Source organism: Acidobacteriota bacterium (genome assembly GCA_018001935.1).
GTDB lineage: Bacteria > Acidobacteriota > JAAYUB01 > JAAYUB01 > JAAYUB01 > JAGNHB01.
This window is the reverse complement of sequence record JAGNHB010000028.1, coordinates 7501-30018: the sequence shown is the minus strand read 5'-3', so window position 1 is coordinate 30018 and position 22518 is coordinate 7501. Positions and strand designations below refer to the sequence as shown.

Genomic DNA, 22518 nt, shown 5'->3' with positions numbered 1-22518 from the left:
CCTAGCGCTTCGGCGCGTCGGCAGGGGTGTCGCCGCCTTCCGTCTTCGTGCCGGGGGCTGGCCCGGAGAAGGGGACCACCTTCACCTTGGCGCCCACCTTGGCCTTCTGGAAGCCCTCGACCATCAACCGGTCGCCGGCGGCCAAGCCCCGGGTGACGAGCCACTGGTCCCCCATGGCCCGGTCCAGAACGAGTTCGCGCTGCTCGATCTTGTCGTCCGCACCCACGACCCAGGCCACGGGCTTCCCCTTGGGGTCCCGGGTGACCCCCTGCTGGGGAACGAGGATGGCTTCCTCGCTCGTCCCTTCCTCCACCACTGCCCGGACGTACATCCCGGGCAGGAGGACCTGTTTCGGGTTGGGAAACGCCATCCGCAGCGTGACCGACCCGGTCGTGGGGTCCACCGTCACGTCGCGGAACTGGAGGGTGCCTTCCTCGGTGTAGGGGGACCCGTCCTCCAGCAGCAGCTTCACCGTTCGCCGGCTCTTGCCGTCCTGCTTGAGCTGGCCGCTCTCCAGCTTGCGGCGCAGGCGCAGCAGTTCCGTGCTGGCCTGGGTCACGTCCACGTAGATGGGGTTCAGTTGCTGGATCACCGCCAGCGGGACCGGCTGGTAGGCGTTCACCAGCGCGCCGACGGTGATGTCGGACTTGCCGATGCGCCCGGAGATCGGCGCCTTGATGGGGGTGTAAGACAGGTTGATCCGGGCGTTCTCCACGGCGGCCCGGGCGACCCCCGCGGCGGCCTTCCGGGCCTCGAGGGCGGCCAGGGCCTGCCTGAGCGCCGCGTCGGCGTCGTCGGCGTCCTGCTGCCCCACCGCCCGGATAACGGCGAGCCCCTTGAGACGCTCCGCCCGGGAGCGCAGGGCGGGGAGGTTCGCCTCGGCCACCTTCAGGTCCGCCTCGGCGGTGACGAGGGCGGCCTGCGCCTGGTCCAGCGCCGCCTGGTAGGGCGTCGGGTCGATCTGGTACAGCAGGTCGCCTTCCCGGACGTTCGCCCCTTCCGTGAAGTGGCGCTTGAGGATGATGCCGTTCACCTGGGGGCGGATCTCGGCCACCAGGTAGGCCGACGTCCGGCCCGGCAGCTCGGTGGTCAGCACCACCGGCCCGGTGCGGACGGTGACGACGGCGACCTCGGGGGGTCCCGGCGGCGGCGGGGGGGCCGGCTTCTTCGCACAGCCGCACAGGAAAAGCCCGGCGAGGAGGATCCCGGAAAGACCGACACGCTGGATCCTGGAAAAAATCGTCATGGGGGCGCTCCTTTCGAGCCTCTGGATGCCGGTTGAACCGGCCTCCGACACCCGGTGCCGGGACCTTCCCGCCGCCGGGCGGTCGAGGCGCCAGAATATTGCTACGTATACGAAACGTCAAGGGAAAAAATATCAAGGAATAAAATTTAGTATTTCCCTCCGGTTTACAGTGAAAGCGAAGACGCTCCGGGGCATTTCGCCGCCGCGGGGCGGGCAAATCAAGTCCGACCGATCCGACCGGTCCGACAAGTCCGACAAGTCCGACAAGTCCGACAGGTCCGACAGGTCCGACAAGTCCGACTGGTCCGACCAATTCACCCGACCCGGGTCTTCCCCCGCTCGGCGACGGTGCAAAGGGTCCTTGTTTTTGGTATGCTACCCTCTTGAATCCCCGGGTTCGAGGAGGGCCAATGAGCGGATGGGCGAAGCGGATCGTGGAGACACCAGCCGGGGTGGACCCCCTCCTCGCGCTGGCGCGCCGGCAGGAGGCCGAGTGGCCGCAGTTGGCCGGGGCGCGCCGGCGGTGGGTGGAATCCCGCTACCGGGAAATCCGCCTCGGGGCCTTCTCGGTTTTCCTGCAGTTCAACCCGTCCCGCGAGGTGAACGTGCTGGCGGACCCCTCCCCGGCGTCGGTCCGGGAGCGGCCCTGCTTCCTGTGCGAGGTCAACCTGCCGCCCGAAGAGCGGGGAGTCGACCTCGGGCACGGTCTGCTGGCCTTCCTGAACCCTTTCCCGATCTTTTACCCGCACCCCACGCTGATCCACCGGGAGCACCGCCCGCAGGCGATCGCGGGGTTCATCGGGCCGATGCTGGACCTGGCGGCGCGCTTTGCGGGGCGCTGGACGCTGCTGTACAACGGGCCCCGATGCGGGGCTTCCGCCCCCGACCACCTGCACTTCCAGGCCTTCCCCCGCTACGCCACCCCCCTGGAGACGGACCGGTACCACGTGCGCCGGAAGTCCGCGCAATCGGCGTTTTTGGACCCCCTTCCCCCCCTCCGGGGGGCGGAGCTTTACACGCTCCGGGACTACAACCGCCTCGTGCTCGTCCTGGAATCGCCCTCCGCGAAGGTCCTGGCGGAGGCCTTCACCGCCCTGGCGGACGCCCTGCCGCGCCTCCCGGCCGGGGGCGACGCCTGGGCCCCGGACGAGCCCCCCGTGAACCTGGCCGCCTGGGCCGAGCCCGGGGGCGGCCTCGTGCTGTGCGTCTTCCCCCGCACCCGGCACCGGCCGGCCGGCTACCACCTCCCGCCGGAAGCCGGCGGACGCCTGGTCAGCCCCGGCCTGATCGACCTGGCCGGGGTGGTGGTCACCCCCCGGCGGCACGATTTCGAGACCCTCACGGCGGCGGAGATCGAGGGGGTCTTCGCGGAGGTCTGCCCGCCGGTGGAGGACATCCGGGCCGTCGTTGCCGCCGCCGCACGGCGCGGCGTGGCGGCGGGCGGCGAACCGGCCCCGCCGGCGGATCGGCGGCTTCCCTCGACGCCGTCGGCGGAGCCGGAGCTTCGGGTGGGGCTGGCGGAAGACCGCGAGGCCCTGTCGATCCGGTTGGACGGGGCGTGGAGGTTGGGCGGCGAGACCTTGCCGCCCGGGGCTTGGTGTGTCCGGCCCGCGGACGGGCGTCTCCGCCTGGAGAGCCGCGACGGTTGCCGGCGGGTAACATCGGCCCCCGCCCGGCTGGAGCCGGCGGGCCCCCAAAGCCGTTTCCTGCTGGAAAGCGTGGCCGTGGGGCTCGATTTCCACTGGGAGTTCCGGGAGGACCTGGTCTTCGAGGGCGCCCTGGAGGTCCTCGAACGGGGCGGCCGGCTCACCGCCGTCAACCGGGTGCCCCTGGAGCGCTACCTGGAGAGCGTCATCGCCTCGGAGATGCACCCCGACGCCCCGGAAGCGTTCCTGGAGGCCCACGCCGTCATCTCCCGGAGTTGGGTCCTGGCGCAGCTCCTGGGGCGGGCCGAGGGGGAGGGCTTCAACCCGGCGATCCTCCCTCCGCTGGACGTCCTCCGTTGGCGGTGGACGGACCGGCAGCGCCACGGGGACTTCGACGTCTGCAACGACGACCACTGCCAGCGCTACCAGGGCGTGCTGCGCGTCTCCAACCCCACGGCGTGCGGGGCCATCCGCGCGACCCGGGGGCAGGTGGTCCACGACGGGGTCTCGGTGGTGGACACCCGCTTCTCCAAGTGCTGCGGCGGGGTCAGCGAGGTCTTCCGCAGCGCCTGGGGCGACGTGAACCTGCCCGGCCTGGTCCCGGTGCGGGACGACTGGCCGGGGGGGGAGGCCGTTCCCGACCTCACCACCGAGGGCGCCGCCCGGGCTTGGATCGAGGCGTCTCCCGAAGCCTGCTGCAACACCCGGGACGAGGCGGTCCTGCGGCGGGTCCTCCCCGGCTTCGACCGGGCCACCACGGACTTTTACCGCTGGGAGCGGACCGTGCCGCGGGGCGAACTGGACGAGCTCGTCCGGTCGAAGGGCGGCTGGGACCCGGGGCGCCTGCTGGCGATCGTCCCCCTGCAGCGCGGCGCGTCGGGGCGGCTGGTCCGCGTGCTCCTGCGGGGCGAAGCGGGGGACCTCGTGGTGGGGAAGGAACTGGAGATCCGCCGCGTCCTCTCGCGAACCCACCTGTTCAGTTCGGCTTTCACGGCGGAGGCCGTGGGCGACGACGGGGGGGCCCCCGCCGCCTTCCGTTTCCGGGGCGCGGGGTGGGGCCACGGGGTTGGCCTCTGCCAGATAGGCGCGGCCGTCATGGCCTGCCGGGGCGCGGACGCCGCAACCATTCTCGCCCGCTACTTCCCGGGGACGACGGTGGAGAGGCTCTATGACTGAAAGGAACTCGGGGAAGGACGAAAGGACCAAAAGGACATAAAGGACCAAAGGGACCCAAGGAACCCATGGAACCCATGGAGCCAAAGGGACCCTTGGAACCCGGCTCCCGGGGTGACGCTTCGGCCGCGGTTTCATTCCGGAGAACCCCTTGCGTCTACACGCTCCGCCACCCTCTGCCGCCATGCCCGATCTTCCTGCAGGCGGGACGGCGGGTGGGATGCTATAATATTTCATGCCAAGTCTCGCCCCGGGACGTGCCGAAGCCTTGCGCCCGCCGATTTCCCGGAAGGGGGCTTTTCGGAGAACCCATGAAGACGCTTTTCTCCCGCCTTCTTGATCACCCCCTGGCCCTGGTCCCCCCCGACCTGGAAGGCTCACGGGAGGGGCGGACGCTCCTGGTGTGGGGGAACGTGCCCCACTGGATGGTGGTGGACGGGGAGATGCGCGACTACCTGTTCGCGCTGGACGGGTCGGGGACCGCCGGCGAGGCGCTCGGGGCCCGCCCCGGGTCGACCCGGAGGGCGGTGGCGGGCGTGTTGCGGACGCTGATGCGCCTCGGCATCGTCCGTGAGCCGGCGGGGCGGGGGAGACGGGCCGAACGGGAGCCGGATTTCCCCCCCCGCATCGAGAACGCGGCCTGGAACGTCACCGCGGCGTGCAACCTGCGTTGCCGCATGTGCTATTTCCAGGCGGACGACCCCGAAGCGATGGGGCCCGAGCTGGAGGCCGACGAGGTCCTGCGGGTCCTGGACGGGGCCCGACCCTTCCTGGTCCGGTGTCCGTGGCTCTTCCTGCTGGGGGGGGAGCCCCTCCTCCGCCCGGAGCGGGTGCTGACCGTGGCCGAGGGGTGCCGGAAGCGGGGCATCCGGGCCCAGGTGTCCACCAACGGGCACCGGGTCACGCCGGCCTTTGCCGACGGGGCCCGCACGGCCGGGCTGGAGGTGCAGGTGTCCCTCGACGGGCCCGACGCCGCCCTGCACGACGCCCTGCGCGGGGAAGGGAGCTTCGCACGGGCCGTGGAAGCGGTGCGGACCCTGGCCCGGCACCGGGTGCGGGTCCTTGTCAGCATGGTGTGCACGGCGGACAACCTCCCGCACCTGGAGCGCTACTTCGAGTTGGCCCGGGATTTGGGGGCCCGGGAGGCCCGGTTCATCCCCCTCAAGCACATGGGGCGCGCCCCGGAAGCGGCGGTCCGGGAGGCGCCGTTGCCCGAGGCGGTCCGGGCGGCCGCGGGCCTGTTCCGGCGCCGGAAGGACCTGGCGGGCCTCGCCGGCCGGGACCTTTTCTCCATCCTGGCTCACACCTGCCGTCAGTCGGTCCGGCGGGAGTCCTGCGGAACGGGGAGCCAGACCTTCCTCCTGGATGCGGACGGTTCCCTCTACCCCTGCCTGAACACCCGTCACCTGTCGATGCGCCTGGGGAACGTCCGGGAGCCGGGGTTCGACTTCGCCCGCTGGTGGCGCGCGTCGGAGGGCCTGGCCCGCCACCGGGGGAAGACCCGGTTCGCCGCCCTGGATGCGTCGTGCGCCTCGTGCGCGGTCCGGCACTGGTGCCTGGCGGGGTGCCGGGGGGAGGCGTTCGCCTGTACCGGCTCCCTGGCCGCCCCGCCGCCGGGGTGCGCGGGGCACCGGGAGGCCGTCCTGGAGATGTTCTGGACCCTGGCCGGAAGCCCCGGCCTGCCGGGTGGGCCCGGCCAAAGCTGCTGAAGAGGAGGCGAACACCATGAAAGTCCATGCCCAGGGAACACCCGTGACCAAGGCCGTCCAGCTCCACCTGGCTTACGTGGCCGCTGCGGTCACCACCGTCAACCCCGTCGTCTTCGGCTCGGGTTTGGGTTTCATGATCGCCGCGGTCTGGCTCGCGCTGCACGGGCGGTGGCGGGGACGGAAAGAACGGGCGGTGGTTCGGCAGGTGCGGCGAGGACTGTTTTACCTTCTGATGATGATCGGCCTGGCCCTGGGCTTCCTGGCTTTCGGGCGCGAGCCCCCCCCGCCGGGGCCCATCCGGATCGAGCAACTCTACCGCCTGGTGAGAGCGGGCCTGGCGGAGCAGCGCTATCTCCAGGGGCCAGGGGAGGGGAGACGCTTCGGAAGCTTCGAGGAACTGGTTCAGGCGGGCCTGCTGACCCCCGACTTCGGGAACGGGGGCGCCGAGAACGGGCGAAGCATCGTGTCCATCACCTGTCATGAGGGGTTCATATGGATATTGTCCGGATACCAAGGCAACTTGGAATATTCTTTGTCTTTGAACAACGAGGGGGTGATTTGCGACTATGCCCGCACCGAGTTGTTCAGAATTCCGGGATGGGTCTCGCCACGGCCCCTGCCGGCGCCTTGAGCCCGCCGGATCGCGAAGGGCCCCACGGAGGGTTTATCGTGGGACAGGACACCCAACCGGTCGCTAAAGTACCCTCACCCTCCGGGTGAGGGCGCGCTTTCGTGCACCTTGGCAGCTTCTCCGGCGATCCGTTTTTCTTTGCGAACCTGGCGCCTTTGCGAGATCAGGATCCGGGCCGGCTCTCGCCAAGGCGCCAAGCTCGCAAAGGCAGTAAGACAGCAGGAAGACAGCAGGAAGACAGGACCCCCACCTTGCCAGTTGAGTGGGTGTCCTGATCTTTTCTGTTCGTGTGCTTGGTGTGGTTCGTGGTGTCGATGCCGCTACGGCAGCGGCGGCAGGGTGAGCCCGGGGCCTTTCAGGGTCAGGACGAAGCCCCAACCGAAGGGCTCAGAGGCCTTGATCTCGACGACGATCTCGTGGGTGCCGGCGGGGAGGTCCTTCCGGACGGTCTGCGCACCCGGGGTGACCCACCCGCGGGACGGGAGGTCGGCGAAACCCTTGAAGCGCTTCGTCCCCTGGAACACCGATTCCCCGTCCACGCGCAGGGCCACCTCGTCGCTGAAGCCCAGGCCGATTTCCACCTCGCCCGCCTCGGCCAGGGTGAAGGTCCGGCGGAGACGGACCGGCTCCGTCGAGGGCGGCAGGAACCGGCCCAGGTTGACGACCCCGCCCGGTTCCGCAGTGACGACGGCGCCGTCGGGGAGTGTCCACCGCGTCACGGCGTCCGCCGGTTCCACGGGGCGCTCCCCCTTCTCCCGGATCTCCCCGGCCGGGAAAACCCGGAGGTTGCGGAAGTACGCCGGCTGGTAGGTCCACAGGCCGATCCCCCCGGCACCGGGCCCGTGCGCCAGGGTCTCCACCACCAGCGGGGGCTGGTCCCCCACCTGGATCCGGGCACGCCCCTCCCGGACCGTCACCAACAGCGTGAACCACGTCCCCTTGGGGACGGAGGCCGTTTTCTGGTAGGCCGGGCCGTTGAAGAGCTGCCAGGTGTTGGCGCCCCGAAAGACCGGGTCGTACTGGATCGCGTCGGGGAGGCCGGATGCGTGGGGGACGGCGTAGGCCAGTTCGTAATTCGCCTTGTCCCGGGCGTGGAACACGATGCCGGGGTAGCAGGCCCCCTCGGCCAGGACCTCCACCTCGGCCCGGAAGTCCGCCCGGCGGAGGTCCTCGATCAGCACGAGGCCGTCGAGCCGGAGGGCGGGCGTGCCGTCCTTCTCCACGACCTCGGCCGTCCGGGCCTCGAGCTTCAGCCCCGCGACGCCGTCGAGGGCGTGCTCCCAGAACGGCCGGCGGGCGGCCACCTGGTCCTCGGCGAAGGAGAAGTGCATCTGGACCACGACCCACCGGCCCCCGCGCTTCTCCAGGACGCCCGTCCACCGGCAGTCCTTCCAGCAGCCCTTCTTCCCGTGGTAGGTCGCGCAGTCGTCCAGCAGGGCGCTGAACCAGGCCGTGTCGCCGGCGCGGGAACGGCGGATCCGAAGGTCCCGGATCGTGTGGCCCGCGTAGGTGAACTCCGGGTCGTCGAAGATCTTCGCGTAGGCCCGGAACGCTTCGATGCCCCGGACGGTGGAGGCCGAGTCCGGGTGGAAGATGAAGAACGCCGGGTCGTCCGCCAGGGCGTCGTAGAGCCGCTTGAAGTCCTTGGTTTCGAACCAGCCGATGGTGTCGTCAACCGCGGCGGCGATGGCGACTTCGTCCGCGTCCGCCGCGGATGGAGCCGGCGGCGACGCCGGAAATGCGGTCGCGATGGCAGCGAGTAAACACAGTGACCAGGGTGCGGTTTTCATCCGGGGCCTTCCTTTCCCGGCGACGGGCCGGGGGATCACGGTTCACCTTGCGATTACGCGTCATGGCACACCCAAGTGAATCCCGGCCGGGGTCCGACCGTGGCGATCCATCCCTCAACGGACGATCAGGAGTAAGGAACCACGAACCACACGAACCACACGAACGGGAAAGTCAGGGGTCAGGAGACAGAAGTCAGGATGTGACTGAGGAACCACTGATTGCACTAATGTTCACTCATGAGGAGAGGTTCTTGTCAGGCCTTCCGTCTATTAGCCTTCAGCCTATCGACCTTCGACAGCGAGATCGATTCCGATAATCCCGCTCTGCCGGAGCGGGGTCTTGAAAACCGGGTCTGCCTACCAAAATCGCGCTCCGGAGCGGGGGCCGTAAACCGGGTCGGGCTGTCATGACTGCGCTCCTCCGGAGCGGGAACACGCGTTTCCACCCGTACGACCCACTCGCCCGGCAAGGCGGCACGACATCCTCTTTCCGGGCCCTTCCGGCCCATCGGCATCCCCTGGTTATCTCAATCCTCGAGTTCCTCGAGCGATTTGATGGCCCGGTCGGGGAAGGGGACCGACTTCGCCGCCGAGTCGGCGTCCTTAAGCCCGTTGCCGGTGGCGATGACGACGATCTGCGCGTCGCGGGGGAGGTCCTTCCGGACGGCGAGGAAACCGGCGAAGGCCGCCGCCCCGGCGGGTTCGCTGAACAACCCGGTCCGCGAGGCCAGGAAGTGCTGGGCTTCCAGGATGGCCCGGTCGGAAACCGCCACGCAGCGCCCGTCGTTCTCCCGGAGGCGCCTGACGGCCAGGTAGCCGTTCCGCGGGACGTCCACGGAGATGGAGTCGGCCACGGTGGAAGCCGTTCGGGGTTCCCCGAAATCCCCGCTCTCGAAGGCCCGCCTGACGGCGTCGCTCCCCTCCGCCTGCACGGCGTAGATTCGGGGAACACGGGGGATGAAGCCCATCTGGACCAGGTCCAGGAAGCCCTTGTACACGCCCGCCAGGATGACGCCGTCGCCCACGGAGACGAAGACGGCCTCGGGGGCGCGCCCCAGCTGGCGGGCGATTTCCAGCGCCACGGTCTTCTTGCCCTCGATGGTCAGGGGGTTGTAGGCGGTGTTGCGGTTCAGCCCGCCCCGGGCGCGGGTGAACTCCAGGGAAAGGTCGTAGGCGCGGTCGTAGTTGCCGTCCACCAGCACCAGCCGGGCGCCGTACTGCAGGGATTGAATCATCTTGGCGCGGGGGGCGGTCTTCGGGAGGAAGAGCGTGACGTTCAGCCCCGCGGCGGCGCCGATGCCGGCCATGGAGGAACCGGCGTTCCCCGTGGAGGCGGCGGTGACCTCCTTGATGCCGTGCTTGCGCGCGAAAGCCGCCACGAGCCACGAGGCCCGGTCTTTCAGCGAACCGGTGGGGTTGAGCCCGTCGTCCTTGATGAAGAGCCGGGGGAAGCCGAGTTCCTCCCGCAGACGGGCGGGGGCCCAGAGCGGCGTGTTCCCCACGGGGACGGGGGGGTAAAACGCCGGCCCCACCGGGAGGAAGCTTCCGATGTCGACTTCCGCGGGGGAGAGGGGCGACGTGATCTCCCCTTCCGCCGAATCGAGTCCGTCGGGGGTGAGGCGCACCTCCAGGACGCCCCGGAGCGGGCGGTGCGGGAGTTGCCCCGCGGCGCAGGCCGGGCAGACCGTACGGTCCGGGGCCAGGTCGTAGACGGTGTTGCAATCGGTGCACATCAGGTCGAATCGCATGGGGTCTCCTGTGGGGCCGCGGGCTTTTCGCCGGCGGCCCGGTCTTGTTCGTCGGGGGCCCTGCCGGCCGCCGCCGTTTCGAGGTCGAGCGCCATCCGGGCTTTGAGCGCCCGGAGGAAAACCTCCCGGAGCGCCTCGTTCCGGATGGCGGCCGCGCACCGGCCCGCCCAGAGCAAATCCTCCTCGGGCAGGGCGGGCGGGGCGCCGGCGGGGGGCTCCGCAAACCGGCCCGGCATCGATCGGAAGAGGATGTCGCGGACCGTTCCCGGCGGCAGGAAGGCTTCCAGGCGCTCGCGGAAGACGGGCTCCATCCCGGCCAGGTTTCGCTTCCAGGCGGCCCCGCGGACCAGGACCGTCAGGCGCCCCTTGAGGAGCGGGCCCGGCCGCGTGACCTCGAAGAGCTTGACCCCCACGACCCGCCGCCAGAGGGCCGGCAGGACGGCGGCGTAGAACTCCTCCGGCGGGGGGCCTTTCGTTCGGATCAAGTGTTCCAGGATGCCGGCCAGTGCTTCCATTCGCGACTCCCGCCCCATTATCGCACACATCCGCCGGCTCCGGCCGGCAAAGTTGGGGGAGCGGCGGCGGGCTCCCGCCGCCGTCGGGGCGGGGGCGTCCGTGCGGGCCGGAATTGTGTCGAATTCGCCGGACTCATCATCTATAATGGGCCTTTCGGGAGGGCGTCCGCGACATGCAGCTGTACCTGGCTTCCCAGTCCCCGCGCCGGCGGAAGATCCTCGAGGACCTCGGCCTCCGCTTCGGCGTCCTGGACAGTGCCTACCACGAGGTGATCCCTCCCGGGCACCCCGACCCCCCGTCCCTCGCCCGGGAGTACGCCCTGCGGAAGTGGGAGCACCTCCCCGCGGGCCCTCCCCCGCCCGGCCTCGTCATCACGGCCGACACCCTGGTCTACCTGGGGGAGCGGGTGTTCGGCAAGCCCGTCGACGAGCCGGACGCGCGCCGCATGATCACCGCCCTGGCCGGCCGCTCCCACCGGGTGGTGACGGGCCTGTGCCTGCACGCGCCGGACCGGCCGGGGCCCGCGGTGGTCTCCGAGGTCACGGCGGTCCGCTTTGACCGGATGTCCGCCGCGGCGGTCGACCGGTACCTGGCGCACGGCGACTGGCGGGACAAGGCGGGGGCCTACGCCATCCAGGGGTACGCCTCCCTCTTCATCCGGGAGATCCGGGGGTGCTACTTCAACGTGGTGGGTTTCCCGGTGAACCGTTTTTTCCGAACGCTGGCGTCGATGGGCATCCCCCTCGACGCCTTCGACCAACGCTGAACGCGAGGTGAGCATGACATACCGCAACTTCTTTCGTGGGGCCGTTTCCATCGGGCTCTCGGCGCTGCTGGCCGCGGGCGCCGTTTTCGCCGCCGGGACGCCCGGGGCCCCCGGCACGGAGACCCGGCCGCCCGCGGCCGGCCCGGAGTCCGAGGCCGGGATGTCCTATTACTATTTCCTGCGGGCCCGCGACTGCGTCGAGGAGAACGACCCGGCCTCGGCGGAGAAGCTGTTCCGCAAGGCCCTGGCCCTGGACCCCGACAGCGACACCCTGGTGGTGGAACTGGCCATCGCGCTCCTGACCCAGGACCGGAAGCCCGAGGCCGAGACGCTGCTGGGCGACATGCTCAAGAAACACCCCCGGTCGATCCCCGTGCGGAAAGTCCTGGCCGGCCTCAGCGTGAACGCCATCGGGGGCGACTATGCCGCCACCCCGGAGTCGCGGGCCGCCTGGCAGAAGGCGGTGGAAGCCTACAATGCCATCCTCGAGATCGACCCCCGCGACAAGGAGTCCCTCTTCTTTCTCGGGCGCCTCTACTACGCCGCCAACCTCCTCGACCGCGCCGAGGAGTACCTCAAGCGCTACCTGGAGGTGGACCGCAACTCGCTGGACGGCGCCCTCTTCCTGGCCCAGCTGTACCTGAGCCGTGAAAAGTCCGCCGAGGCCCTGGAGGTGCTCAAGCAGGCGGAGACGACCTACCCCGACGTCGTCCAGATCCGCCTGCTCAAGGCCCGCATCCAGGAGAATACCCAGAAGGTGGACGACGCCGAGAAGACCTACCAGGACCTCATCGCGCGCAACGCCTTCGACCCCAACGCCTACCTCAACTACGCCCGCATCCTGCACGAGCGGGGCCTGGACGCCAGGGCCGTCGAGGTCCTCGACGCCGCCATCGCCAACCACGTCCGCAACGCCGACATCCTGACCCTGCTGGGGATGGCCTGCCAGAAGCTGAACCGGCACGACCGGGCCATCCAGGCCTTCCAGGACGCGGTGGAGGAGGAGTCGTCGAACCCGGAGAACATCTACTACCTGGCGGTGGCCTACAGCATGGCGGGGGACTCCATGACGGCCGCCCGGACGCTGGAGCCCGTCCTCACCAAGCTGGACAGCGACCCCTCCCTCTTCGACATCCAGAACGCGGGCGTCTTCAAGCGCGCCGTGGTGTCCGCCATGGTGACCTTCAACCTCGAGGCGGGGCGCGACACCGAGGCCCTCAGCCTCCTGGCGAGGCTCCTCAACGAGTACCCCGAGAGCGTGGACGACGACGTCTACGTCCGGATGGCCGGGGTTTACCGGAAGCGCGGGGAGACCGACAAGGCCCTGGAGACGCTGGCGAAGGGCGACAAGCAGTTTCCCGGCAACCTGGCGATCTTCAACGCCCGGGGCGAGGCCCTCGCGGCCGCGGGCCGGTTGGAGGAGGCCCGGAAAGCCGTCGCGGAGCGGATGGAGAAAGCGGACGACAAGGACAAGGCCAGCCTCTGTTTCGGCCTGGCCTCCGCCCTGATGGAAGCGAAGCGTTGGGACGAGGCGATCGAGGTCGTCAACCGCGGCCTCGCGGCCGACCCGAAACGGAAAGCGCTCCAGTTCCAGCAGGGGGCGGTCCTGGAGCGGGCCGGAAAGTACAAGGAAGCGGAAGCGGTCCTCACCGCTTTCCTGCGGGAGAACGCCGACAACGCCGTCGCCCTCAATTACCTGGGGTACATGCTCGTCGACCTCGACCTGAACGTGGCGAAGGGGATGGAGTACATCCGGAAGGCGCTGGAACTGGAACCCCTGAACCCGGCGTACCTGGACAGCCTGGGGTGGGGCTACTTCCGCCTGAAGGAGTACCCGAAGGCGCTGGAGTACCTTCTCAAGGCCGCCCGGGGCATCGAGGGGGACGCCACCGTCCTCGACCACGTGGGGGACGCTTACCGGGCGCTCAAGGACGACCACAAGGCCCGGGAGTTCTACGAGCAGGCGCTGCGGATCCAGCGCGACCCGGCGGAGCGGGAGAAGATCGAGAAAAAGCTCCGGGAACTCCGGCCGCGGTTGGTGAAGTGACGGCGCGGGGGGAAACGTTCCGGGTCCCTTCACCGGCGGGCTGCCTGGAAGCGGTCCTCCAGTCGCCGGCGTGCGCCGTGCCGGGGTGGGCGGCCGTGGTCTGCCACCCGCACCCGCGGTACGGCGGGACCTTCCTCAACAAGGTGGTGGCCCGGTCCGCCGAGGCCCTGCTGGCCGTCGGCCTGCCCGTCCTGCGGTTCAACTTCCGCGGCGTGGGGGCCAGCACGGGGGTGCACGACGAGGGTCGGGGGGAGGTCGAGGACCTCCGGGCGGCCGCGGAGCACGCACGCCAGGCGACCGGGGCGGCACGCCTCGTCCTCGCGGGGTACTCCTTCGGCGCCTGGGTCGGCCTGCGGGCCATGCCGTCGGTGGAGGGCGCCCGGTTTTTCCTGGCCGTCGGCACCCCCGTGGCGGTCTACGACTTCGGCTTCCTGCGGGGGCAGGCGTTCCCCGCGGGTTTCATCCAGGGCGACCGGGACGAATTCGGGGACCCGGAGGCCGTCCGCGAACTGGTCCGGGACGCCGGGAGCCTGCGATCCCTCGAGATCGTCCCGGACGCCGACCACGCCTTCACCGGGAAACTGACGCAGCTCCAGGCGGCGGTGCAGCGGCTGGCGGGGCGCCCGATCGACCCGGGCCCGTCGGCCGGGGGGGAGAGCGCGTGACCGGGCCGGACCCCAACCTGCCGCAACCCCGGGACACTCACGGGCCGAAGGGTCCGGAAATTAACCTGGGCAACGGGTCTGCGCCCGGTGTCCCCGGCCCGCAGCTTCAGGACACTCACTTTCTGCACGTTCAGGACACTCACGGTTCGGATGGCCTGGAGACCCGCCCGGGAGGCGATTCCGTGCCCGGTCCCCACGACCTGGAGGCGGCCGTCGCGGAAGCCTGCCGGGGCGCGGGGATTCCGGCCTGGGGTGCGGCGCCCGCCCTCCCGATCCCGGGGGCCGACGCCGCCCTGGCCCGCTGGGTCGCGGACGGCTTCCACGCGGGGATGGCCTGGGTGGAGGCGCACCGCGCGGTCCGTGCCGACCCGCGGCGGCTTTTCCCCGAGGCGCTGTCCGTGCTGGTCTGCGTCTTTCCCTGTGAGGACGCCGGCGAGGGCGGGCGGCTCCCGGGTGTTTCCCGCTTTTACCGGGGGGAGGATTACCACCACCGGGTGCGGCGCGCGCTGGAAGGGGTCCTCGACGCCCTTCGGCATCGCTGGCCGGGGCTCCGCGGCCGGGTCTGCGTGGACGCCGAGCCGCTGCACGAGCGGGCGCTGGCGGTCTCCGCCGGCCTGGGCTGGGTCGGTCGGAACGCCTGCCTGGTTCACCCCGCCCTCGGTTCCTTCCTCTGCCTCGGGGAGATCCTGCTCAACGCGGCGCTGCCGCCGGGCGAGCCCGTGGCGGACCGCTGCGGCGACTGCCGGCGTTGCCTGGAGGCCTGCCCCGCCGGTGCGCTGGACGGGCAGCGCCGTGTGGACTGCCGCCGCTGCGTGGCCTGGCACACCGTGGAGAACCGCGGGGTGATCCCGCGGGGGTTGAAGGGGCGGCTCGGCGGGATGCTCTTCGGCTGCGACCGTTGCCAGGAAGCCTGCCCTTACAACGCCGGCACGGTACCGGGGGTTGGGGCGGGCGGGTTCGCGGGGGTCCCGCGGACGTTTCCGCCGGGCGTGGACGATCTGGCCCGGATGAGCGGAAAAGCCTTCCTGCGCGCGTATGGGAAGACCGCCCTCGCCCGCGCGGGGCTCGCGGGGCTGCTGCGGAACCTGGTGGCCCTGTCCGCGGAACTCCCCGGGTGGCCGGGTCACCCGGTCCTGGGGGAGATCCGCCGGCGCCGGCCGCTTGCGGAAAGCCAGTGGCGGGAGTTCTTCGATCCCGGCCCCGCCGGCCCGGGAATCACGGGTTGACGAAACCGGCCGGGATTCCCGGCCTCTCTACTTACGGGGTTCTTTTCAGCGTATTCAGCGTGTTCTGCGGTTGAACCGCGGAAGACGCGGAAAAACGACAATGAACGGACTATTTCTGGAGGGAATGGACATGACGTTATCAAACGGACGGAATCGGCGGAGAACGGCACTTCTCGCGGCCCTGGCCCTGCTGCTGGCGGCGGGGGCGTCCACACCCGTCCTGGCCCTCGACCGGGCCAAGACCGTGGACCGGCTCCGCGAGTCCGTGGAGGTGCTCGGCGAGATCGTCAACATCCCGGAGGACGGGATCCCCGACTCCCTTCTCCGCAAGGCGGAGGGCCTCGTGGTCATCCCGAACGTCATCAGCGGCGCCTTCCTCGTGGGGGCCCGCCACGGCTACGGGATCATGGTTCACAAGCTCCCCGACGGGAAGTGGAGCAACCCCTGCTTCGTGTCCATCTCCGGCGGCAGTTTCGGTCTGCAGATCGGGGGGCAGGCGGTGGACCTCGTCCTGGTGATCCAGAACCCCCGGGGCTTCGAGTCGGTCCTCAAGGACAACTTCACCCTCAGCGGCGACGCCAAGGTGACGGCGGGTCCCGTGGGGCGCAACGCCGAGGCGGGGACCGACCTCCTGCTGAAGGCGGAGATCCTCTCCTACTCCCGGAGCAAGGGCCTTTTCGCCGGGATCTCCCTCAACGGCGCCGTCCTCAACATCGACCAGAAGGCGAACACCGCGTTCTACCAGAAGCTGGTGGGCCACCGGAAGATCCTCTTCGACGCGAAGATGCCCCGGCCCGTCGAGGTCAAGCCCCTGCACACCCTCCTGAAGCCGTACGAGGGGAAATGACGCCCCCCGTGCCCCAGGGGGATCACGGGGCCCGGGACTACGACCTCCCGGACGCCGCGCTGCTCGCGCCCGAGGGCCCCGCCTTCGAGCGGCTCGCCTGGCGGCCGGCGCGGCTCTGCGTGGTCATTGGGCGGGGCAACGACCCCCGCCTGTCGGTGGCGGCGGAGGCTGTGGCCTCCCGGGGCATCCCCGTCTACCGGCGCCCCTCGGGCGGGGAGGCGGTGGTCTTGAGCCCGGCAACGGCCGTCCTTTCCCTGGTGTCCCGGCCCGATCTCCGGCGGCCGTCGCGGGAGTATTTCAACCGGCTCAACGAGGCCGTCCGCCGTGCGCTGGAGGAGTTGGGGGTCGGGGGCGTCGGGACCGCGGGCATCTCGGACCTGGAGATCGGGGGGCGGAAGATCTGCGGGTCCGCCCTCTACCGGAACCGCCACCTCGTGTTCTGCCACGCGGTCCTCAACGTCGCCGAGTCCCCCCTGACCCTCGAGGAACTGCTCCCCATGCCGGGCCGGATGCCCGACTACCGGCGGGGCCGGCCGCACCGGGACTTCGTCACGTCGCTGCACGCGGCGGGGTTCCCCCTCCCGGTCGAGACCGTTGTCGACGCCCTGGTGAAAGCCGTTGACAACCCCGGGAGCGCGGGACGTTCGCCGGCGGGTTCCCCCCAAGCCGGATAGACCGGGGAAATGATTATTGACAACCTTGTGTGTGCGGAGCTATCCTGAACGCGACGATCACTCAAGCAGGCAGGAGGGCCTTATGCCCATCACGCGATGCGTCAGCTTCCCGGTGGCCCTGGGGGCGTCCCTGTCCCTGATCCTGCTGTGGCAGGCCCTGGCCCAGGAGACGAAGCCGGCGGGCTACGTCTCCTCCGCCCGCTGCCGGTCCTGTCACGCCCCCCAGGCGGCGGCCTACGCGAAATCCCGGCACGGGCGGGTGAGGGCGAAGAGCAGCTCCGACCCCCTGTCGAACTTCAAGCGATCGACCGGCTACGACCCGGCCACGGGCAAGTTCGCCGAGGACGGCATCGGCTGCGAGGCCTGCCACGGTCCCGGCGGCAACCATGCGGGGAAAGCGGGCATCGTGAGCTTCGGGGCCCTCAAGGCCGACCGGGCGGCCATGGTCTGCGGCCAGTGCCACTCCCGGGGGAAAGCGAAGGACGGCCGGGCCTTCCCCGCCGGTTACCGGGCCGGGGCGGACCTGAACCTCTTCTGGGTGGCGGAGCGCGGCGCCGCCGTCGACGAGGAATACAACCAGTGGCTGGACAGCAAACATGCCCGGAAAGGCGTCTGGTGCGGGGACTGCCACGTCGTTCACAGCGCCGACCCGCGCAAGCCCCTCACCCCGTCCGATCCGACGCGGTTCTGCGGGTCCTGCCACGAGGGGGCCCGGAACCTGAAGGAACACGCCCCCCACGCGGGCCCGAAGGACACCTGCCTCACCTGCCACATGCCCGACGGCTCCCACCGGTTCTGACGATCTCCCGAGGAGATCGGGCCAGGAGCGGGGGGACCTCGCGGATGGGGACGGTATCCGCGGGGCGTCGCTCCGCTCGCCCCGGGTACTCAGGCCGCTGGCCCGGGCAAAGGGATGATGCGCCTTCGGCGCATCCCGGGGGCTGGAAACGGGGGGGGCACCGCGATCTACTGAAGTGCGGCGGCTGTGGCTGATGTCGGGATACAGACACCCATCTCGGCGAAGGAGCGGGTGCCCTGATTTCCTCCCTCACGCGTGTCCTGATGGGTATTTCAGAGGGGAGTGCCTCACGCGTCAATTGCTGAAATAGTGGATCCTCTTCACCCCATTGGTGATTGTGAAATCAAATACAACATTGGCCTTGACATGAGCGATGCTCGTCTCCTGAAAGCCGAAATTCGGCACGAATCTCCACTGTGTGACGGCTGATTCCGCACAAGATACGACGCTTTTCATCCATTGTCGACGCGTGTTCTCCTCTTCAACACAGTGAACGGCTTCAGCGTCTGCACAGGTCTTGACGACTCGTCCTTCTCGATTTACGATGAAGACAACTCTCGCACGTAAGTGTGTTCCTTCTCTCCTGATCTCTCCGGGAAACTCGGGCAGAATCCTTTTTGACAGACAACAATGCACGAAGTTCGAAAGTGTGACAGGTCTGAATTCCGAGAAATCGCATAGGGTTCTTGTCTCCGGCGTTACATTTTCGTTGCCGGTTGACGGTGGCCTCTTGTCTTCCGTGCCTCTGGCGTTCCCTCCGCATCCCAAAGCGAACAATATCAATGATATATATGCACAGATAGACAAGTCCCGACACAACTTGTTCATCATCTCGCACCGATCCATCGCATTTCAGCTTCACCGATGGTTGTCAGGCATCCGAGGAGCATTATACACCCCCGGCGGCGCGCGGGGGAAATTTAAAACAACCGCTTTTGCTACAAATATTTCACCCCTAACGGGGTGAGGGCGCGGAGGCGCGGGGGAAATGGGTGTCCTGGCCCTGAATCGCGGGTGGGAGTCATGGTCCTGAATCCGGGTGGGTGTTCTGATCCTGAATCCGGGTATCGCGCAGAGGCGCAGGGACGCAGGGCCAATCAAAGCACCCATTTCCACCGAAAACCTCTGCGGGGTTTCTCCGCGCCTCTGCGAGAGACTCAGGAGTCAGGGTCCGGCAGTTGGTTGCTTTCGCGCCTTCGCCCCGCGACGCTCCACAGATTGAACTCCTGACGGAGTTCGGGAGACGACTTCAACCCGCACCTCCACAACGCTTGAATTCCGGGGGGGGCGTCCTCGGGCTTTCCCCTACCCCCGCGCCGGGACGGCGCGTGCGAACGTCTCCGCTGGACGCGTCCCGTTGACTTTTCCAGGGCGGGCGTGTAGGATCGCTTTTCGAGAACGCCACTGCAGGGAGGCCCGCATGCTCGTCCCCGGAGGCCGGATCGGACCCTACCACCTGGTGAAGCGCCTCGGCGAGGGGGGCTTCGGCGTGGTGTGGCTGGCGGAGAAGCGGACGACGCTGGCGGTGACCCGCTTCGCCCTGAAGGTTCCGCTGGTGGAGGACCCCGACGTGGAGGCGGTGCGCCGGGAGGCGGCGGTGTGGCAGCGGGCCGCGGGGCACCCCAACGTGCTCCCCCTCATCGAGGCGGACATCTTCGACGGCCGCCTGGTGATCGTCAGCGAGTACGCGGCGGGGGGCTCCCTGAAGGACTGGCTGGCGGCCGGCGGCGGCCGGGCCCCCTCCGTCGCGGCGGCGGCGGAGATGGCCCTGGGGGTGCTCGAGGGGCTCGAGCACCTGCACGCGCGGGGGATATTGCACCGGGACCTCAAGCCCGCCAACGTGCTGATGCAGGCGGGGCGGCCGCGCATCACCGACTTCGGGCTGGCGCGGGTGCTCAGGAGCAGCGGCCACAGCGCCACGGTGACGGGGACGCTGCCCTACATGGCGCCGGAGGCCTTCGACGGGGAGCGCAGCGAGCGGACGGACGTCTGGTCGGTGGGGGTCATGCTGCACCAGATGCTCTCGGGGCGGCTCCCGTTCCCCTACGACGATATGACGCGGCTCTTCAAGGCCATCCTGAAGGACCCGCCGGGCCCGCTCCCGGAGGGGATTCCCCCGGAACTGCAGGCGGTGGTTTCCCGGGCGCTGGCGAAGGAACCGGCGGAGCGCTTCCCCTCGGCCCGGGCCATGCGCGAGGCGCTTCGCGCCTGCGCCGGGGCCGGAAGTGGCGCCGCCTTCCAAGGCGGCGAAAACCACGGAAGGATCGCCTCCTTCCCAGGCGGCACACTCCCTGAACCCGAACCGCTCCCCCCACCCCCAGCCCCCGACCCCGACGAGACGGGGGAGATGTCGAAGACCCTCCCGGAGCCCGAGGTGGGGGAGACCCTGGTGGCGTGCGCGGTGTGCGGCCGCCCGGCGGAGTCGGGGAAGCTCTTCAGCTGCCCCGACTGCGGCAAGGGCCGGCTGTGCCCGCGCCACCGGGACCCGGAGTGGGGGGTGTGCCTGGTCTGCGCCGGGGAACGGCGGGAGCGGGCGGTGGCGCTGGAGGCCGAGGCGGCGGCGCTGGTGAAGGCGGGGCGCTTCGCCGAGGCCGCCGAGCGCACCGACGACCTTCACCTCCTCCACCCCGCCCGCGCGGAGCGCCTCCGGGAGAGCGTCCGGGCGGCCGCCCAAGCCCAAGCCGCCGCCAAAGGGGGTGCTGCCGGCCGTGGCGCCGCAGGAAGGAACGCCGCCTTCCCAGGTGGCGACTCCCCCAAACCCGAACCGCTTCCCCAAACGCCCCTCACCCCCCCACCGGCCCTACCCCCGGCGCCGAAGCCGGCCCCCAAACCGCCTTCGCCGCCGCCTCCGGCGCCAAAACCGCAGCTCGGGCCGTCTCCCGCCCCTTCTCCGTCGCCAACGATTCCGGCGCAGGCCAAGAGCGCGGCGAAAGCCCCCCGGTCGAGGGGTTCCGCCTGGGGCGTCTTTGCCCTGATCCTGGCCGTGGGCCTGGGGGTCTACCTGCTGGTGAAGATGATGCCTGGGACGGGCGCGGGGGAACCGACCCCGCCCGCGCCGCCGGCTCAAGCCGGGCCGGAAACCGGGACGCCCCCCGCGGGAGCCGTGGGAACGGACGCGGCACCCGTTTCGAAGGTGAAGGTCCCCGCGCCGTCCACAGCGCCGGTTCCAGCCGCCGGCGAAGCCTCTCCGGAACCGCCCGCTCCCGAGAGGAACGTGAAGTACGGCCACTACGTGGACAACGGGGACGGGACGGTGACGGACACGAAGACGGGCCTGATGTGGACGAAGACGGACTCGCGCAAGGCCGCGGGGCGGGGGATGAACTGGGATGAGGCCAAGGCCTGGGTGGACGGCCTCACCACCGGCGGCCACACGGACTGGCGGATGCCGAGCATCAGGGAACTTCAGTCCCTCTTTGACACCTCGTACAAAGTCTTGGCTTATGATAACGATGCGTACGCGCCGCTCAGAATGTGTCCGCTTTTCGCCGCTGGGGGAGCCTATTGGTTCTGGTCGAAAGAGGAGAGTAGCCCGGGCGTTTTCCGCGACATGAGCTTCTACGATGGGAACGTCGGCGAGTACCACCGCGACGTCCGCAACGCCTCCTACGGGGCCCGGGGGGTGCGCTCCCCCGGAAGATGATCGCGAACTCTTCTCTTTCCGCAACCTCCACGCGGCGTACCTCTCCTGCCGGAAGGGGAAGGGGATACACGCCGCGGTGGGGCGGCTCCAGGCCTTCATGCGAAGGGTCACCGCCAACAACTCCCGAAGAGCCTGGTTTTTGAAGCTGGACGTCCGCTCCTTCTTCATCCGGATCGACAAGTCGGTCCTCTGCGACGTCCTCGTGGGGCGGATGGACCGGCGAGGGGTCCCCTGGCGCGAGCCCATGGCCCGGCTACTTGAGGCCGTCCTCTTCACGGACCCCGCGGAAGGGGCCGTCCGGAAGGGGAGGCTGCCGCTGAACCCCCGGGGCCGGGTGCTGGCCCCGGGTCTCGAATGGTTGCGACTTTCTGGGGTACGTGGTCCGCCCCCCCCACCTGCTGGTGCGGCGGAGGGTGGTCCGCGCCTGCCGGGAAAAGCTGGTTGCGCTGGGGAAGGAGTTGGTCCGCCCCTGGCGGGGCAGGGTGTGGGAAAGCCACGACACGGCCGTCACGGGGAGGCTCCGCGCCACGCTGGCCTCCTATCGGGGCCACTTCCGCCACGCCGCCTCCCACCGGATCGTCACGTCTCTGTGGGAACGATTCCCCTGGCTGGAGAGGTACTTCGGGCGGGGTCCCCATGAACGAAGTTCCCACGGGTCGTCCCGGCCCGGGAACGGCAGGGCGGGAACGCGTGAGCGCCCGCCCGGGCTCGGGCCGGGACGAAGGTCGCCGGGCGCGGGAATACAGGCAGCAACACGGTTCCTGGACGACGTCCCCCGCTTTCGGTGTTTCCGCGACCAGGTCGGCTGGTTCAGCCGCCGAATCCAGGAAAACGACACCGGGTCCGGGAAAACGAAGAAGTTCCCGTGTCCGGGTCCCACAGGGTTCGGCAGTTGGTGGCCTTTCGCGCCTTCACTCCGCCGGGATCATACCCGCTGCGTTCTCGTCCTACCTGGATCGTGCCCTTCGCGTCCTCACCCCGTCAGGGGTGAAATGTTTGTAGAAAAGGCAGTTATAAAGATTGTCCTCCCCCGCGCGCCGCCGGTCCGGGAGGGCGCTCCGGAGAACGCTTCACCCCCGGCGGCGCGCGGGGGAAATTAAGATAACCGCTTTTACTACAAACATTACACCCCTGACGGGGTGGGGACGCAGCGGCGAGCGACTCCCGAAGGCGGGAAAAACCGACCCGGAGCTGCAATGCCCCGCTTGTGCCGATCCGGGTTTGGAATCGACGAGAAAGGTCTCTCGCAAAGACGCCAGGATGCAAAGCCTCGCAAAGGGATCTTCCTTTTCCGGTTCCGGCTTTGCGAGGCTTGGTGGTTTTGCGTCTTGGCGAGAGGTTGAGACCGCCTGTTTTTTTTCTGTCTTCTTCGTTCGCGTGGTTCGTGGTTCT

General features: G+C 69.5%; 16 protein-coding genes. 11 read left to right on the top strand and 5 right to left on the bottom strand.

Going from position 1 to position 22518, the window contains the following annotated elements:
• Nucleotide 1: 1 nt before the first annotated feature.
• Entirely contained in the window at nucleotides 2-1246 is a 1245-nt protein-coding gene (locus KA419_11835) for an efflux RND transporter periplasmic adaptor subunit (GenBank protein MBP7866626.1), read from the bottom strand.
• 410 nt (nucleotides 1247-1656) lie between these two features.
• Here KA419_11835 and KA419_11830 point away from each other — a divergent pair, with 410 nt between their 5' ends.
• The 3 genes from KA419_11830 to KA419_11820 all read left to right on the top strand — a co-directional run bounded on the left by KA419_11830 (nucleotide 1657) and on the right by KA419_11820 (nucleotide 6405).
• Nucleotides 1657-4068 carry a DUF4922 domain-containing protein gene (locus tag KA419_11830; GenBank protein MBP7866625.1) on the top strand — a complete coding sequence of 804 codons (2412 nt, stop codon included), beginning with the start codon at nucleotides 1657-1659 and terminating at the stop codon, nucleotides 4066-4068.
• Nucleotides 4069-4376: 308 nt separating this feature from the next.
• Entirely contained in the window at nucleotides 4377-5774 is a 1398-nt protein-coding gene (locus tag KA419_11825; protein MBP7866624.1) for a radical SAM protein, read from the top strand.
• 16 nt (nucleotides 5775-5790) lie between these two features.
• Nucleotides 5791-6405 carry a hypothetical protein gene (locus KA419_11820; protein MBP7866623.1) on the top strand — a complete coding sequence of 205 codons (615 nt, stop codon included), beginning with the start codon at nucleotides 5791-5793 and terminating at the stop codon, nucleotides 6403-6405.
• 320 nt (nucleotides 6406-6725) lie between these two features.
• On the opposite strand, the gene KA419_11815 is transcribed toward KA419_11820, so the two are convergent.
• The 3 genes from KA419_11815 to KA419_11805 all read right to left on the bottom strand — a co-directional run bounded on the left by KA419_11815 (nucleotide 6726) and on the right by KA419_11805 (nucleotide 10458).
• Nucleotides 6726-8195, bottom strand: coding sequence for a nuclear transport factor 2 family protein (locus tag KA419_11815; protein MBP7866622.1), 1470 nt, complete (start codon nucleotides 8193-8195; stop codon nucleotides 6726-6728).
• A gap of 527 nt (nucleotides 8196-8722) precedes the next feature.
• The gene (gene thrC / locus KA419_11810; protein ID MBP7866621.1) at nucleotides 8723-9943 is read right to left on the bottom strand and encodes a threonine synthase; all 1221 of its coding nucleotides are present in this window, start codon (nucleotides 9941-9943) and stop codon (nucleotides 8723-8725) included.
• Nucleotides 9928-10458, bottom strand: a complete 531-nt coding sequence (locus KA419_11805; protein ID MBP7866620.1) for a DUF721 domain-containing protein — start codon at nucleotides 10456-10458, stop codon at nucleotides 9928-9930. Before KA419_11805 ends, thrC begins: the two co-directional genes overlap by 16 nt.
• Before the next feature lie 173 nt (nucleotides 10459-10631).
• Here KA419_11805 and maf point away from each other — a divergent pair, with 173 nt between their 5' ends.
• From maf to KA419_11765, 8 genes are all read left to right on the top strand, one after another.
• Entirely contained in the window at nucleotides 10632-11225 is a 594-nt protein-coding gene (gene maf, locus KA419_11800; GenBank protein MBP7866619.1) for a septum formation protein Maf, read from the top strand.
• 13 nt (nucleotides 11226-11238) lie between these two features.
• Nucleotides 11239-13272 carry a tetratricopeptide repeat protein gene (locus KA419_11795; GenBank protein ID MBP7866618.1) on the top strand — a complete coding sequence of 678 codons (2034 nt, stop codon included), beginning with the start codon at nucleotides 11239-11241 and terminating at the stop codon, nucleotides 13270-13272.
• Nucleotides 13269-13937 carry an alpha/beta hydrolase gene (locus tag KA419_11790; GenBank protein ID MBP7866617.1) on the top strand — a complete coding sequence of 223 codons (669 nt, stop codon included), beginning with the start codon at nucleotides 13269-13271 and terminating at the stop codon, nucleotides 13935-13937. Before KA419_11795 ends, KA419_11790 begins: the two co-directional genes overlap by 4 nt.
• 182 nt (nucleotides 13938-14119) lie before the next feature.
• Complete coding sequence (queG, locus tag KA419_11785; GenBank protein MBP7866616.1) at nucleotides 14120-15163, top strand: tRNA epoxyqueuosine(34) reductase QueG; 1044 nt, start codon at nucleotides 14120-14122, stop codon at nucleotides 15161-15163.
• A gap of 130 nt (nucleotides 15164-15293) precedes the next feature.
• Nucleotides 15294-16010, top strand: a complete 717-nt coding sequence (locus KA419_11780; GenBank protein MBP7866615.1) for a lipid-binding SYLF domain-containing protein — start codon at nucleotides 15294-15296, stop codon at nucleotides 16008-16010.
• Nucleotides 16007-16684 (top strand): hypothetical protein, encoded by a 678-nt coding sequence (locus KA419_11775; GenBank protein ID MBP7866614.1) that lies wholly within the window; start codon nucleotides 16007-16009, stop codon nucleotides 16682-16684. Before KA419_11780 ends, KA419_11775 begins: the two co-directional genes overlap by 4 nt.
• 82 nt (nucleotides 16685-16766) lie before the next feature.
• Nucleotides 16767-17483, top strand: coding sequence for a hypothetical protein (locus tag KA419_11770; GenBank protein ID MBP7866613.1), 717 nt, complete (start codon nucleotides 16767-16769; stop codon nucleotides 17481-17483).
• A gap of 1420 nt (nucleotides 17484-18903) precedes the next feature.
• Nucleotides 18904-21126: a protein kinase gene (locus tag KA419_11765; protein ID MBP7866612.1), complete on the top strand. Its 2223-nt coding sequence runs from the start codon at nucleotides 18904-18906 to the stop codon at nucleotides 21124-21126.
• Between the two features lie 253 nt (nucleotides 21127-21379).
• On the opposite strand, the gene KA419_11760 is transcribed toward KA419_11765, so the two are convergent.
• The gene (locus KA419_11760) at nucleotides 21380-21655 is read right to left on the bottom strand and encodes a hypothetical protein (GenBank protein ID MBP7866611.1); all 276 of its coding nucleotides are present in this window, start codon (nucleotides 21653-21655) and stop codon (nucleotides 21380-21382) included.
• Between the last annotated feature and the right edge of the window lie 863 nt (nucleotides 21656-22518).

Bases quoted from the DNA above. Each gene is read 5' to 3' on its own strand.
- KA419_11835 (MBP7866626.1), bottom strand. From the start codon at position 1,246: ATGACGATTTTTTCCAGGATCCAGCGTGTCGGTCTTTCCGGGATCCTC.
- KA419_11830 (MBP7866625.1), top strand. From the start codon at position 1,657: ATGAGCGGATGGGCGAAGCGGATCGTGGAGACACCAGCCGGGGTGGAC.
- KA419_11825 (MBP7866624.1), top strand. From the start codon at position 4,377: ATGAAGACGCTTTTCTCCCGCCTTCTTGATCACCCCCTGGCCCTGGTC.
- KA419_11820 (MBP7866623.1), top strand. From the start codon at position 5,791: ATGAAAGTCCATGCCCAGGGAACACCCGTGACCAAGGCCGTCCAGCTC.
- KA419_11815 (MBP7866622.1), bottom strand. From the start codon at position 8,195: ATGAAAACCGCACCCTGGTCACTGTGTTTACTCGCTGCCATCGCGACC.
- thrC (MBP7866621.1), bottom strand. From the start codon at position 9,943: ATGCGATTCGACCTGATGTGCACCGATTGCAACACCGTCTACGACCTG.
- KA419_11805 (MBP7866620.1), bottom strand. From the start codon at position 10,458: ATGGAAGCACTGGCCGGCATCCTGGAACACTTGATCCGAACGAAAGGC.
- maf (MBP7866619.1), top strand. From the start codon at position 10,632: ATGCAGCTGTACCTGGCTTCCCAGTCCCCGCGCCGGCGGAAGATCCTC.
- KA419_11795 (MBP7866618.1), top strand. From the start codon at position 11,239: ATGACATACCGCAACTTCTTTCGTGGGGCCGTTTCCATCGGGCTCTCG.
- KA419_11780 (MBP7866615.1), top strand. From the start codon at position 15,294: ATGACGTTATCAAACGGACGGAATCGGCGGAGAACGGCACTTCTCGCG.
- KA419_11775 (MBP7866614.1), top strand. From the start codon at position 16,007: ATGACGCCCCCCGTGCCCCAGGGGGATCACGGGGCCCGGGACTACGAC.
- KA419_11770 (MBP7866613.1), top strand. From the start codon at position 16,767: ATGCCCATCACGCGATGCGTCAGCTTCCCGGTGGCCCTGGGGGCGTCC.
- KA419_11765 (MBP7866612.1), top strand. From the start codon at position 18,904: ATGCTCGTCCCCGGAGGCCGGATCGGACCCTACCACCTGGTGAAGCGC.